At 69.0% G+C, this 13,731-nt stretch carries 14 protein-coding genes; 10 read left to right on the top strand and 4 right to left on the bottom strand.

Features of this window, described 5'->3' with window-relative positions; genetic code table 11:
* The first annotated feature begins 73 nt into the window (after window positions 1-73).
* The gene (locus BQ2383_RS06685; RefSeq protein WP_091031484.1) at window positions 74-1,369 is read left to right on the top strand and encodes an L-fuconate dehydratase; all 1,296 of its coding nucleotides are present in this window, start codon (window positions 74-76) and stop codon (window positions 1,367-1,369) included.
* Between the two features lie 9 nt (window positions 1,370-1,378).
* Here the strand turns inward: BQ2383_RS06685 and BQ2383_RS06680 are convergent, their stop codons facing one another.
* Window positions 1,379-1,915, bottom strand: a complete 537-nt coding sequence (locus BQ2383_RS06680; RefSeq protein ID WP_091031481.1) for a CGNR zinc finger domain-containing protein — start codon at window positions 1,913-1,915, stop codon at window positions 1,379-1,381.
* A gap of 48 nt (window positions 1,916-1,963) precedes the next feature.
* Between BQ2383_RS06680 and BQ2383_RS06675 the strand changes: the two genes are divergently transcribed.
* The 5 genes from BQ2383_RS06675 to BQ2383_RS06655 are packed head-to-tail and all read left to right on the top strand — an operon-like array spanning window position 1,964 to window position 7,233.
* Complete coding sequence (locus BQ2383_RS06675) at window positions 1,964-2,956, top strand: EamA family transporter (protein ID WP_432206337.1); 993 nt, start codon at window positions 1,964-1,966, stop codon at window positions 2,954-2,956.
* Window positions 2,957-2,999: 43 nt separating this feature from the next.
* The gene (locus BQ2383_RS06670; RefSeq protein WP_091031472.1) at window positions 3,000-3,665 is read left to right on the top strand and encodes a GntR family transcriptional regulator; all 666 of its coding nucleotides are present in this window, start codon (window positions 3,000-3,002) and stop codon (window positions 3,663-3,665) included.
* A 3-nt stretch (window positions 3,666-3,668) separates the two neighbouring features.
* Window positions 3,669-5,195, top strand: coding sequence for an MmgE/PrpD family protein (locus BQ2383_RS06665; protein WP_091031468.1), 1,527 nt, complete (start codon window positions 3,669-3,671; stop codon window positions 5,193-5,195).
* A complete protein-coding gene (prpB, locus tag BQ2383_RS06660) occupies window positions 5,195-6,097 on the top strand; it encodes a methylisocitrate lyase (protein ID WP_091031465.1) in 903 nt (300 codons plus the stop codon). The genes BQ2383_RS06665 and prpB overlap by 1 nt, the downstream gene beginning before the upstream one ends.
* A gap of 2 nt (window positions 6,098-6,099) precedes the next feature.
* Window positions 6,100-7,233 (top strand): bifunctional 2-methylcitrate synthase/citrate synthase, encoded by a 1,134-nt coding sequence (locus BQ2383_RS06655; protein WP_091031461.1) that lies wholly within the window; start codon window positions 6,100-6,102, stop codon window positions 7,231-7,233.
* Between the two features lie 63 nt (window positions 7,234-7,296).
* Here the strand turns inward: BQ2383_RS06655 and BQ2383_RS06650 are convergent, their stop codons facing one another.
* The 3 genes from BQ2383_RS06650 to BQ2383_RS06640 form a co-directional block, all read right to left on the bottom strand.
* On the bottom strand, window positions 7,297-7,548 hold the full coding sequence (locus tag BQ2383_RS06650) for a hypothetical protein (protein WP_091031458.1): 252 nt from the start codon (window positions 7,546-7,548) through the stop codon (window positions 7,297-7,299).
* A gap of 200 nt (window positions 7,549-7,748) precedes the next feature.
* Window positions 7,749-8,252: a ClbS/DfsB family four-helix bundle protein gene (locus BQ2383_RS06645; protein ID WP_091031455.1), complete on the bottom strand. Its 504-nt coding sequence runs from the start codon at window positions 8,250-8,252 to the stop codon at window positions 7,749-7,751.
* Window positions 8,252-8,836: an antibiotic biosynthesis monooxygenase gene (locus BQ2383_RS06640; RefSeq protein ID WP_091031451.1), complete on the bottom strand. Its 585-nt coding sequence runs from the start codon at window positions 8,834-8,836 to the stop codon at window positions 8,252-8,254. The genes BQ2383_RS06645 and BQ2383_RS06640 overlap by 1 nt, the downstream gene beginning before the upstream one ends.
* Window positions 8,837-9,253: 417 nt before the next feature.
* Between BQ2383_RS06640 and BQ2383_RS06635 the strand changes: the two genes are divergently transcribed.
* Genes BQ2383_RS06635 through BQ2383_RS06620 form a run of 4 tightly spaced genes read left to right on the top strand, consistent with a single transcriptional unit; the run spans window position 9,254 to window position 13,707 of the window.
* Window positions 9,254-10,756, top strand: a complete 1,503-nt coding sequence (locus BQ2383_RS06635) for a CoA-acylating methylmalonate-semialdehyde dehydrogenase (RefSeq protein ID WP_091031448.1) — start codon at window positions 9,254-9,256, stop codon at window positions 10,754-10,756.
* A 38-nt stretch (window positions 10,757-10,794) separates the two neighbouring features.
* Entirely contained in the window at window positions 10,795-12,000 is a 1,206-nt protein-coding gene (locus BQ2383_RS06630; RefSeq protein ID WP_091032258.1) for an acyl-CoA dehydrogenase family protein, read from the top strand.
* Window positions 11,997-12,902: a 3-hydroxyisobutyrate dehydrogenase gene (mmsB, locus tag BQ2383_RS06625; protein ID WP_091031444.1), complete on the top strand. Its 906-nt coding sequence runs from the start codon at window positions 11,997-11,999 to the stop codon at window positions 12,900-12,902. Before BQ2383_RS06630 ends, mmsB begins: the two co-directional genes overlap by 4 nt.
* A gap of 28 nt (window positions 12,903-12,930) precedes the next feature.
* Complete coding sequence (locus tag BQ2383_RS06620; protein ID WP_091031440.1) at window positions 12,931-13,707, top strand: enoyl-CoA hydratase-related protein; 777 nt, start codon at window positions 12,931-12,933, stop codon at window positions 13,705-13,707.
* The last annotated feature ends 24 nt before the right edge of the window (window positions 13,708-13,731 follow it).

The following is a 13,731-nucleotide window of genomic DNA, read 5'->3' as shown; positions in this document are numbered from 1 at the left end:
AGTATAGACATCGGATGTTTACACTCCAAGGTATCCGCACGGAAGAGATCCGCCGTGCACGGAGAGGACCCCCGTGACCCGTATCGTCGCCCTCGACACCACCGACATCCGCTTCCCCACGTCGTTGAGCCTGGATGGTTCGGACGCGATGAACCCCGACCCCGACTACTCCGCCGCGTACGTGATCGTGCGCACGGACGCCCACGACGGCATCGAGGGGCACGCGTTCGTCTTCACGATCGGCCGCGGCAACGACGTGCAGGTCGCCGGGATCGACGCGCTCGCGGACCACCTCGTCGGCCGCGAGCTCGAGCCGCTGCTCGACGACATGGGCGGCACCTTCCGCGAGATCATCGGCGACTCGCAGCTGCGCTGGCTCGGCCCCGAGAAGGGCGTCATGCACATGGCCATCGGCGCGGTCATCAACGCCCTGTGGGACATCAAGGCCAAGCGCGCGGGACTGCCCCTGTGGCAGCTGCTCGCCCGGATGACCCCGGAACAGCTCGTCGACCTCGTCGACTTCCGCTACCTCACGAACGCGCTCACCCGCGAGGACGCCCTCGAGATCCTGCGCGCCGCGGAACCGGGCCGCGCCGAGCGGGAGCAGCAGCTGCTCGCCACCGGGTATCCGGGCTACACCACGAGTCCCGGCTGGCTCGGATACTCCGACGAGAAGCTCGAACGGCTCGCCCGCGAGGCCATGGCCGACGGCTTCACGCAGATCAAGCTCAAGGTCGGCGCCGACCTGCAGGACGACATCCGCCGCTTCCGCAAAGCCCGCGAGGTGTGCGGACCGGACTTCCCGATCGCGATCGACGCGAATCAGCGCTGGGAGGTGTCGGAGGCGATCGAGTGGGTGAACGCGCTCGCCGAGTTCCACCCCGCGTGGATCGAGGAGCCGACCAGCCCCGACGACGTCCTTGGTCACGCCGAGATCGCTCGAGGTGTGGCACCGATCCGCGTCGCCACCGGCGAGCACGCCCAGAACCGTGTCATCTTCAAGCAACTGCTGCAGGCGGATGCCATCTCCGTCATGCAGATCGATGCCGTGCGCGTCGGCGGCGTCAACGAGAACATCGCCAACCTGCTGCTCGCCGCCAAGTTCGGCGTTCCGGTGTGCCCGCACGCGGGTGGGGTGGGTCTGTGCGAAGCGGTGCAGCACCTGTCGATGTTCGACTTCGTCGCCGTCACCGGCACCCGTGAGGGCCGCATGATCGAGTTCGTCGACCACCTGCACGAGCACTTCGTCGTGCCGACCGACATCCGGGGTGGCTCCTACATGGCGCCGACGGCACCGGGCAACGGCATGGAGATGAAGGCCGACACCATTGCGGCCTACACCTGGAGGGGCGCGCACGTCGGCGCCTGAGTCCGTGCGTCAGTCCACGGCCCGGCGCGCCCGATAGGCGGCGACGGCGTTGCGGTTCGCGCAGGTCGTCGAGCAGTAGCGCTTCGAGCGGTTGCGGGAGAGATCCAGGGCGATCGCCAGGCAGGTGTCGTCCGCGCACACGGAGAGGCGCGAGCCCTCCTCAGCGCGGATGACGTCGATCAGCGCCATCGCGGTCTCGATCAGCACGCGCTCCGCCAGCGGATGCTCGTCGGCCACGGCGTGGAGGTGCCAATCGACCCCGTCGTGTCGGAGCAGTCGCGGGGTGAGGCGGGACTCGGCGAGTGCGGCGTTGACGAGTTCGGCCATCTCGTCGCGCGGCGCCAGCAGCATGGATCGCAGACGCGGGCGCAGGCGGCGCAGGGAGACGAGCTCGTCTTCATCGCGGTCGAGTCGTCCGGTGTAGGGGAACTCGCGAAGGAAGGCGCGTTCGTCGTCGAGGTCGACCAGCGTGTCCGGATCCTCTGCCGAGTTCACGAGCCAGACGGCGGCGCGGAGACCCTCTTGGGTGTCATCGGTGAAGATCACGTTGACATCTTACAGCGCGCGCGAGTAGCGTCATCGATCATGGGCAGGGTGAGCAATGACAGCGTGGCGGTCGCGTCCGCACGCCGCGCGCGCCTGGGGTTGCCGCTCGCGATCGCGGCCGCGCTGTCGTTCGGCATGTCCGGCGCGTGGGCGCGCGGGCTCATCGACGCAGGGTGGACGCCGGGGGCCGCCGTCACCGCGCGCATCTGGGTGGCGGCCCTCGTGCTGCTCATCCCCACGATCCTGTCGCTGCGCGGACGGTGGGGTCTCCTTCGCCGCAACGCCGGCATGATCCTCGCCTACGGACTGCTCGCCGTCACCGCGACCCAGCTCTTCTACTTCCAGGCCGTCGCCGTCATGGATGTGGGGTTGGCGCTGCTCATCGAATACACCGCACCGGTCGCGGTGCTGCTGTGGTTGTGGGCCCGGCGGGGTGAGCGTCCGAGTCGCAAGAGCGCCATCGGCGCGGCCGTCGCTTTCGTCGGCCTGGTGCTCATGCTCGACATCCTCACGGGGGCCGACGTGAACGTGGCCGGCATCCTGTGGGCGCTCGGAGCCATGGTGGGGGCGGCGACGTACTTCGTGCTGTCGGCGAAGGTCGACACCGGCCTGCCGCCCCTCGCGCTCGCGGGAAGCGGACTGCTGCTCGGTGCGCTCGGGCTCACCGTCGCCGGGGCGATCGGTGTCCTGCCGATCGCGTGGGCGACCGACGACATCGCCTACCGTTTCGGCAGCGTGCCCTGGTTCGTCCCCGTGCTGGCGATGGGGGTCGTCGCGACAGCGCTCGCGTACCTGCTCGGCATCGCGTCGACCCGGATGCTGGGGTCGCGACTCGCGTCGTTCGTCGCGCTCGCCGAGGTGGTCGCCGCGCTCCTGTTCGGCTGGCTGCTGCTCGGGCAGCTCCCCGATCTGCTGCAGGGGCTCGGTGGGGTGCTCGTGCTCGTGGGGGTCGTGGTGGTCAAGCTGGGCGAGCCCGTCGCGGCAGAGTTCGTGGAGCCGGTCCCCGCCTCCGGGAATGTATACGGGAAGCCCGCGCAGTAAGACTGAGGGGCCGGTGGCGGTCCTTTATGTATACACTGAGGGCATGACCCCTGTTGTCGAGCGTCTCTCCGCGAGTGATCGCGCGTACACGGCCCTGCTCGACGACATCCAGTCCGGTGCTCTTCCCGCCGGCTTCGTTCTCGGCGAGGTCGAGCAGGCCGAACGTCTCGGTGTGAGTCGCACCCCGATGCGCGAGGCGCTGCGCCGACTGGCCGGTGACGGGCTCGTCGTCCAGCAATCGCCGCGCGTCACCGTGGTCGCCGACCTGGATGCCGACGACATCCGCTCGCTCTTCGAGATCCGCCGCGCGCTGGAGGAGAGCTCCGCCCGTCTGGCCGCCGTGCGCGGGGATGCCGGCCTGTTCGCCGAACTCGCCGAGGAGTTCGCGCACGTCGATCTCACCGCGCCCGCCGGTCGCGACGCGTACTACGCCCTGATCGCCCGGTTCGACGCCGCCCTCGATGCGGCCGTCGCCAACGACTACATCGCCTCGGCCCTGCGCACCGTGCGCACGCACCTCGTGCGGGTGCGGCGGATGGCCCGCGACAAGCCCACCCGACTCGCGGCATCCGCCGCCGAGCACCGCACGATCGCCGAGGCGCTCGCCGCCCGCGACGGCGACCTCGCCGCCCATGCCACCCACGTGCACCTGCACAACGCCCTCACCGGCATCCTCGACTCCCTCGACTCCAGCAACCGTGAAGGATAAGAAATGACCGTCACCCACCACGTCCGTGTGCACCGCAGCGACGAGAACCTTGCCCGGGAAGACCAGCTCGCCTGGAAGATCGCCGAGGTCGCCGCCGACCAGGTCGAGGTCGAGCAGGACGTCGTCGACATGATCATCAACCGCATCATCGACAACGCCTCGGTGGCGGCGGCATCACTCACCCGGGCCCCGATCAACGCCGCCCGCGCACAGGCGTTCAGCCACCCCGTCTCCACCGGCGGCGTCGGCGCGAACCTGTTCGGTGCGGCGCTCGACCACCGCACCAGCCCCGAGTGGGCGGCCTGGGCGAACGGCGTGGCCGTGCGCGAACTCGACTACCACGACACCTTCCTCGCGGCGGAGTACTCGCACCCCGGCGACAACATCCCGCCGATCCTCGCGGTCGCCCAGCACACCGGCAAGGACGGCCGGGCACTCGTGCGCGGCATCGCGACCGGCTACGAGATCCAGATGGACCTGGTGCGCGCGATCTGCCTGCACAAGCACAAGATCGACCACGTCGCCCACCTCGGCCCGTCGGCGGCGGCCGGCATCGGCACCCTGCTCGGCCTCGACGTCGAGACGATCTACCAGGCCGTCGGACAGGGCCTGCACACCACGACCGCCACGCGTCAGAGCCGCAAGGGCGAGATCTCGACCTGGAAGGCGCACGCCCCGGCCTTCGCGGGCAAGATGGCCGTCGAGGCGGTCGACCGGGCGATGCGGGGGCAGACCAGCCCCGCGCCCATCTACGAAGGCGAAGACGGTGTGATCGCCTGGATGCTCGACGGCAAGGAAGCCGCGTACGACGTGCCGCTGCCGGCCGCGGGCGAGCCCAAGCGCGCGATCCTCGACTCGTACACGAAGGAGCACTCGGCCGAGTATCAGGCCCAGGCGCTCATCGACCTCGCCCGCAAGCTCGGCCTCGAGAACCCGGCGCTGCGTGATCCCGCGAACATCGACTCGATCGTCATCCACACCAGCCACCACACCCACAACGTGATCGGCTCGGGCGCGAACGACCCGCAGAAGTACGACCCGACCGCATCGCGCGAGACGCTCGACCACTCGGTGCCCTACATCTTCGCGGTCGCGCTGCAGGACGGCGGCTGGCACCACGTCGACTCCTATGCCCCCGAGCGTGCGGGCCGTGCCGACACGGTCGCGCTGTGGCACAAGATCACCACGGCAGAGGATGCCGAATGGACGCGCCGCTACCACTCCGAGGACCCGGCCGAGAAGGCGTTCGGCGGTCGCGTTGAGATCCGACTCACTGACGGTTCGACCGTGGTCGACGAGATCGCCGTGGCCGACGCGCATCCGCTGGGCGCCCGCCCGTTCGCGCGCGAGAACTACATCGCGAAGTTCCGTCTGCTGGCCGAGCCCGTGCTCGAGCCTGCCGAGATCGAGCGGTTCCTTGCGCTCGTGCAGCGTCTGCCCGAGCTCACAGCCGCCGAGGTCGGCGAGCTGTCGATCGTCGCGAAGCCCGGCCTGCTCGAGGCAGCGCCGGCGCCTGCGGGACTCTTCTGATGCTGTACTCCACCGTCACGCCCGCCGAGAAGCGACGGCTGTTCCGGGAGCGGCTCCGCTCCGGCGAACTGCTGCGCTTCCCGGGAGCCTTCAACCCGCTGAGCGCCCGCCTGATCGAGCAGAAGGGCTTCGACGGGGTCTACATCTCCGGCGCCGTGCTCGCAGCCGACCTGGGCCTGCCCGACATCGGCCTCACCACGCTGACCGAGGTCGCCGGCCGGGCGAAGCAGATCGCCCGCATGACCGACCTCCCCGCGATCGTCGACGCCGACACCGGCTTCGGCGAGCCGATGAACGTGGCCAGGACGATCCAGGAGCTTGAGGACGCGGGCCTCGCCGGCACGCACATCGAGGACCAGATCAACCCGAAGCGCTGCGGCCACCTCGACGGCAAGGCCGTGGTCGACGAGAACACCGCGATCAAGCGCATCCGCGCCGCCGCCGACGCCCGACGCGACCCGAACTTCCTCATCATGGCGCGCACCGACATCCGGGCGATCGAGGGGTTGGACGCGGCGATCGACCGTGCCAAGGCGCTGGTGGATGCCGGTGCCGACGCGATCTTCCCCGAGGCGATGCGCACGCTCGCCGAATTCGAGGCGATGGCCGAGGCGCTCGACGTGCCGATCCTGGCGAACATGACCGAGTTCGGCAAGAGCGAGCTGTTCTCCACCGACCAGCTGCGGGATGCCGGCGTCAACCTGGTCATCTGGCCGGTGTCGCTGCTGCGCATCTCGATGGGGGCCGCAGGCCGTGCTCTCGATACGCTGAACGACGAGGGGCACCTGACCTCGAAGCTCGGCGAGATGCAGCACCGCGCCGATCTCTACGACCTGATCGACTACGAGTCGTACAACCATTTCGACTCGGGCGTCTTCAACTTCACCATCACGAAGGAGTGACCATGACCGAGCCGGACATCAAGAAAGGCCTCGCGGGGGTCGTCGTCGACACGACCGCGATCTCGAAGGTCAACCCCGAGACGAACAGCCTGCTCTACCGCGGCTACCCCGTGCAGGAGTTGGCCGACACGCAGCCGTTCGAGGCCGTCGCCTACCTCCTCTGGAACGGCGAGCTGCCGACGCCGGAAGAGCTCGCGGCGTTCCGGCTCGAGGAGCGCAAGAACCGCGCACTCGCCGACAACGTCAAGGCCGCGATCGACCTGGTGCCGCTCGACGCCCACCCGATGGACGAGGTCCGCACCGCGGTCAGCCTGATCGGCGCCTCCGACCCCGGTGCGGGCGGTTCGGTGCTCGACGCCGGTGGCAGCCCCGAACAGAACCTCGAGCGCAGCATCCGTCTGTTCGCCGCCCTGCCGGCGATCGTCGCCTACGGTCAGCGTCGCCGTCGCGGGGAGGAGATCATCGCGCCGCGCGATGACCTCGACTACTCCGCGAACTTCCTCTGGATGACGTTCGGCGAAGAGGCGGACGACGTCGTGGTCGACGCGTTCAACCGCTCGATGATCCTGTACGCGGAGCACTCCTTCAACGCCTCGACGTTCACGGCGCGCGTGATCACCTCGACCCTGAGCGACATCTATTCGGCGGTTGTCGGGGCGATCGGCGCCCTCAAGGGGCCGCTCCACGGCGGGGCCAACGAGGCCGTGCTGCACATCTTCGACGATATCGGCACGGCCGACAACGTCGTGCCCTGGCTCGACAAGGCCCTCGCCGAGAAGCGCAAGATCATGGGCTTCGGGCACCGCGTCTACAAGAAGGGCGACTCCCGGGTGCCGACCATGAAGGCGGCGCTCGACACGCTCGTGGAGCACTACGACCGCCCCGAGGTCGCCGCCCTCTACGACACCCTCGAGTCGGAGTTCGTCGCCCGCAAGGGCATCTACCCGAACCTCGACTACCCGTCGGGTCCCGCGTACAACCTGATCGGCTTCGACACCCTGACCTTCACGCCGCTGTTCGTGGCCGCGCGGGTCACCGGATGGACGGCCCACGTGATCGAGCAGGCCGGATCGAACGCGCTGATCCGTCCGCTGTCGTACTACGACGGCCCCGACGAGCGGCACATCGCCGGCTGACCCTGAGAAGAGAGAACGCACCCCCGGAGCATCCGGGGGTGCGTTCTCTCGTCTCGTCGACCGTCAGTAACGGATGGTCGTCGTGTACCAGGTGCCGCGGTTGAAGCTCTTGACGCACGGAGAATAGCTGGTGACCCGGTAACCGGCCTTCGCGATGGCTACCATCTGTGCTCCCGTCGCCGAGATGCAGGCCGTGCGGTTCTGCGAGGAGTATCCCCACATGTTCTCCGCGTACGCCGGAGCAGCCCCCAGCGTGGCCCCCGCCACGACAGCGAGCCCTGCGGCGAACGATGCCAACTTGGTCGATTTCTTCATGATTCCACCCTCCATCCGGTCAGCGCGCGGTGCGCTTCAGCAAGGAGCATAGCCAGCGCCGTCGCGCCCTTCGTGCTCGAGAACTTCTACGACACCCCGCCGGCCTCGGCATCGCAGTACTTCATCGTGTTCGCGGTCGGAAACCCGGCCGGCGCGCTCATCGAGGGGGTCTCGCCGGGAAAGGGGAGCTGAGCCCGCGCTCAGAGCGTCCGGAGCCAGCGGCGGATGCGGCCGCGGGCGTTCCGGTAGGGCGATGAGGTGTTGAGCGAGATCATGCGCCCCATCGTCCAGGTGCGGTACCACGGGGCGCCGTAGAGCTCCTCGTCCGAACGACTCAGGACGAGGGCTTCGATCCGCTGCTCTGCGTCGTCGAGGTGTGCGCGCAGCTCTGACCAGGACGCGCCGTCGTGGTCGCGGTAGAAGCGCTGCGCCAAGGCGCCGAGGTCATTCCAGCCGAAGTCGGCGGCCGGCAGCTCGTCGGGGAGCCCGGCGGCGCGACGCTCGTGCCAGGCGAGCACCTGCTCGTTCCAGCCGATCAGGTACGCGAGAAGGTCAGCCGGACTCATCATCGTGTCCTTGACGTGACCGGGCAGCGCGAGTTCGCGGGCGGACTTCGTCGGCACCCGATCGAGGTCGGCGCGCAGGCGCGCGTACTCCGTCCGGATCGCGGTGAGCAGCTCGTCCTTCGTCGCGGGAACAGCCATCAGCGGGTGAGCCAGCTCCGCAGTGAACGGGTGACGAACGGGAGCACCCAGTACGCCATGATCGGCGTGAGCACGAGGGTCGTGACGAGCACGCGCAGCCAGATCGGCAGCTCGTTCCATCCGGGGACGGGGCTCATCGCGTAGGTGAATGCGAGGTTCACCGGGAAGAAGCCCAGCCAGATCGAGGTCGCCTGCTTCCATCGCGGCGGAGCGGGGGCGACGGTGACCGTCTCGGTGGTGCCGTCGGCTGCCGGGAGGGTGATGGTTCCGGTCGTCGGCTCATCGAACCAGCCCTCGATCCCGGTGCGCCGCTTGGAGCGCTCGCTGCGCACGAAGCCCTCGCCCATCGAGAGCCACCAGGCCCGCTCGGCCGACTGCTCCCACGCGGTGAGCGAGTCCTCGCTCGCGAAGCGGTACAGCATGTGCCACACCTGCGAATCCTCGCCGGCACGCACCCAGCCCGAGCCGAGGAAGCCCGGGTACTTCGTCGCGAGGTTCACGCCCGTCTGCACCCAGGCGGTCGCCTCGACGATGCGCTCGGGGTCGACTTCGCGGCGGATGGAAACGGTGAGGGGTTCGGACATTGTGCGGTCCTCGGGGGAACGGGCGTCCGGGGTCGGGACGCCGAAGCGGATGCGCCAAGGGTGGCAGCGCACCGTCGATTCTAATTCGGATGCGGAGGGCTGCAGGCCGCTTCCGGCCCGGACGAAGAGGACCCCCGCCGACCCGATTCGGCGGGGGTCTCGCGGCGTGGGCGCCGCGACGGGAGCGAGAGTGCTCACCGTGCGCGCGGTAGACGTGACACCCGATCCGGTCTGAGTCTCTGTCCGCGCACTTGCAGTTGTACCCGGGCGAGATGACGCGGCGGTGAACGGGGCGCGAACAACCACGATCCGGGGCATTCTCGGATCGGCGGAAAATACAAGGGTGTCCTAGTAAATGTCCGGCCCTCCGAGTAAACTCCCCAATGTGCCAACGACGGCACGAAGGGACGTCACACAATGACTCGTACTATCCCGCACTTCGTGGGCGGATCGCTTCTCACCCCCGACTCCGGTCGCTTCGCCGATGTGTTCGATCCGAGCACCGGGGCCGTGCAGGCCCGCGTGCCGCTCGCCTCGGCCGATGAGGTGCGCCGCGTGATCGCGAACGCCGAAGAGGCGCAGGTCGCCTGGGCCGCGACCAACCCCCAGAAGAGGGCCCGCGTGCTGCTGCGCTTCCTCGACCTGGTGCAGCGCGAGATGACCTCGCTGGCCGAACTGCTGGCGAGTGAGCACGGCAAGACCGTCGACGACGCGAAGGGCGACATCCAGCGCGGACTCGAGGTCATCGAGTTCTCCGCCGGAGCCCCGCATCTGCTCAAGGGCGAGTACTCCACGGGTGCCGGTACCGGCATCGACGTCTACTCGATGCGACAGCCGCTCGGGGTCGTCGCCGCGATCACCCCCTTCAACTTCCCCGCGATGATCCCGCTCTGGAAGGCCGGGCCCGCGCTCGCCGCGGGCAACGCGGTCGTGCTCAAGCCGAGTGAGCGCGACCCCTCCGTTCCGGTGCGCATCGCCGAGCTGTTCCTTGAGGCGGGCCTCCCGGCCGGAGTGCTCAACGTCGTGCACGGCGACAAGGAGGCCGTCGACACACTGCTCACCGACGACCGCATCCGCGCCGTCGGATTCGTCGGCTCCACGCCCATCGCCGAGTACATCTACGCGACCGCGACGGCGCACGGCAAGCGGGCTCAGTGCTTCGGCGGCGCGAAGAACCACATGATCGTGATGCCGGATGCCGATCTCGACCAGGCCGTCGACGCGCTGATCGGTTCCGGATACGGCTCAGCGGGCGAGCGGTGCATGGCGATCTCGGTCGCGGTCCCGGTCGGGCAGGAGACGGCTGACGCGCTCGCCGCCAAGCTCACCGAGCGCGTGGCGCAACTGCGTATCGGACCCTCTCTCGCGACCGATGTCGACTACGGACCTCTGGTCACGCGGGCGGCCGTCGAGCGGGTCGAGGGCTACATCCAGCAGGGCATCGACGAGGGTGCGACGCTGCTCGCCGACGGCCGCGGGTTCGTCGTCGAAGGGCACGAGGAGGGCTTCTACCTCGGGCCGACCCTGTTCGACCACGTCACCACCGACATGGCGATCTACCGCGAAGAGATCTTCGGCCCGGTGCTGGTGATCGCCCGTGCCGCCGACTACGAGGAGGCGCTGCGGATGGCGTCCGAGCACGAGTACGGCAACGGTGTCGCGATCTTCACCCGCGACGGCGATGCCGCCCGCGACTTCGCCGCACGCGTCGAGGTCGGGATGGTCGGCGTGAACGTCCCGATCCCGGTGCCGATCGCGTACTACACGTTCGGCGGATGGAAGCGCAGCGGTTTCGGCGACCTCAACCAGCACGGCACCGACGCGTTCCGCTTCTATACGAAGACCAAGACGGTGACGAGCCGTTGGCCCGCGGCGGGCATCCGTGACGGAGCCAGCTTCGTCATCCCCACCATGCACTGATCCCCACGTCCCGTCACGAGATCCCACAAGGACACATGATGACCATGACCACCGTCACCACCACCGCTGAGGAGCGCGAGGCGATCCTCAGCGCCGTCCGCGAGTTCGCCGAGGCCGAGCTCGCCCCCTTCGCCGCCGAGCGCGACGAGAAGCACATCTTCCCGCGCGAGTCGCTGAACCGCGGCGGAGAGCTGGGGCTCGGCGGCATCTATGTGCGCGAGGACTTCGGCGGCGCCGGCCTCAGCCGCAGCGACACCGTCGCGATCTTCGAGGAACTCGCCAAGGGCGACCCGGCCGTCGCCGCGTACATCTCGATCCACAACATGGTCGTGTGGATGATCGACACCTACGGAGACGACACGCAGCGCGAGACGTGGCTGCCGCCGCTCACCGCGATGCAGGAGTTCGGCGGCTACTGCCTCACCGAGCCCGGCGTCGGTTCCGATGCCGCCAACGTCGCCACCAGTGCGGTCCGCGAGGGCGACGACTATGTGCTCACCGGGATGAAGCAGTTCATCTCCGGTGCCGGCGAGGCTGCCGTGTACGTCGTGATGGCCCGCACGGGGGAGCCCGGCGCCCGGGGCATCAGCGCATTCCTGGTTCCCGGCGACGCCGAGGGCCTGAGCTTCGGTCCGCTCGAGAAGAAGATGGGCTGGCACGCGCAGCCGACCCGACAGGTGATCTTCGACGGGGTCCGCGTTCCGGCATCCGCGATGCTCGGCGACGAGGGGCGCGGGTTCGCGATCGCGATGTCGGCGCTCAACGGCGGACGCCTCAACATCGCCGCCTGCTCGCTCGGCGGCGCGGAGTGGGCACTCGACAAGGCGGTGCGGTACGTGCACGAGCGGGTCGCGTTCGGCGAGCCGCTCGCCGAGAAGCAGTCGATCCTGTTCGCGATCGCCGACATGCGCACCGAACTGCACGCCGCCCGGCTGATGGTGCGCGACGGTGCCCAGGCCGTCGACGAGCACGCACCCGACGCCACCATGCGCTGCGCGATGGCCAAGCGCTTCGCCACAGACGCCGGCTTCGACGTCGCCAACCGGGCGCTGCAGCTGCACGGCGGATACGGATACCTGCAGGACTACGGGATCGAGCGAGTCGTCCGCGACCTGCGGGTGCACCAGATCCTGGAGGGGACGAACGAGATCATGCGACTGATCGTCGGACGCGAGATGCTGCGACCCGCGGGCTCGAGCTCCCTCCAGCGCAGCGGCGGAGACCAGATGCGGAGCGCATCATGACCGTGTCGTCTTCGAAAGCGGTCGTCGCTTTTCTCGGCCTGGGGCACATGGGCCTGCCGATGGCGAAGAACCTCGTCGCCGCCGGCCATGAGGTGCACGGCTTCGATCTCGTCCCCGCGGCCATCGAGGCGGCGCAGGCGGCCGGCATCCCCGTGGCGGCGAGCGGGGCGGATGCCGTGGCCGACGCCGATGTCGTCATCACGATGTTCCCCGCGGGGAAGCACGTGATCGAGGCGTATCGCACGGAGCTGCTCGCGGCGGCGCGACCGGACACGCTGTTCATCGAGTCGTCGACCATCGCGGTCGACGAGGCCCGCGCGGCTCACGCGCTCGCGCTCGCCGCGGGACACCGCAACGTCGACGCCCCGGTCTCGGGCGGAGTCGTCGGGGCCGAGAACGGCACACTCGCGTTCATGGTCGGCGGGGCGGAGGAGGACTATGCGGCAGCGCTCCCGCTGCTCGAGATCATGGGCAAACGCATCGTGCACTGCGGTGGTCCGGGCCTCGGCCAGGCGGCGAAGGTCTGCAACAACATGGTGCTCGCGGTCTCGCAGATCGCCGTCGCCGAGGCCTTCGTGCTGGGGGAGCGGCTCGGGCTCGAGCACCAGGCGCTGTTCGACGTCGTCTCGCAGGCATCCGGACAGTGCTGGTCGATCACGACCAACTGCCCTGTTCCCGGGCCTGTGCCGACGAGCCCGGCCAACCGCAACTATCAGCCGGGCTTCGCGGGAGCGCTGATGGCCAAGGACCTCGGCCTCGCGCTGCAGGCCATCGAGCAGACCTCGACGGATGCCCGCATGGGCCGGCTCGCGCAGGAGCTGTATGCCGCCTTCGCCGCGGGGGATGGCGCGGGGCGGGACTTCTCCGGCATCATCACCGACATCCGCGACGGCGTCGTGTGATGATCGGTACTTCGACGGAGAGGGCGATATGACCGAGTACGAGACGATCCTGGTCGAGCAGCGCGGACGAGTCGGGTGGATCACCCTGAACCGTCCCGAGGCGCTGAACGCATTGAACAGCCGGCTTGCGGAGGAGGTCACCGCCGCGGCCGTCGCCTTCGACGGTGACGACGGTGTCGGCGCCATCGTGTTGACGGGCTCCGAGAAGGCCTTCGCCGCCGGTGCTGACATCAAGGAGATGGAGGGCATGTCCGCCGCGGAGATGCTCGAGACCGACCACTTCGGCGTCTGGCACGAGTTCGCTGCGGTGCGTACGCCGGTGATCGCGGCCGTCTCCGGCTTCGCCCTCGGCGGCGGATGCGAGCTGGCGATGATGTGCGACATCATCCTGGCCGCCGACAACGCCAAGTTCGGCCAGCCCGAGATCAACCTCGGCGTCATCCCCGGCATGGGCGGCACGCAGCGCCTGATCCGCGCGGTCGGCTATTACAAGGCGGCCGAACTGGTTCTCTCCGGGCGCTTCATGGGCGCCGAAGAGGCGGAACGCGCCGGGCTCGTGTCGCGCGTCGTGCTGGCATCCGATCTCCTCGCCGAGGCGACGAAGCTGTCCGACACGATCGCCTCGAAGTCGCTGCCTTCGGTGTACGCCGCGAAGGCCGCGCTGGATGCCGCGATGGAGACGACCCTGGCCGAAGGCCTCGCACACGAGAAGCAGGCGTTCGCCACGCTTTTCGACACCGCTGATCAGAAGGAGGGCATGTCGGCCTTCCGGGAGAAGCGGTCGCCCGATTTCCAGAACCGCTGATCCGCTGACCTGATGAGCGCGGGA

This window comes from Microbacterium oxydans (assembly GCF_900095745.1).
Taxonomy (GTDB): Bacteria; Actinomycetota; Actinomycetes; order Actinomycetales; family Microbacteriaceae; genus Microbacterium; species Microbacterium oxydans_B.
This window is presented reverse-complemented; position numbering and strand designations above follow the sequence as displayed.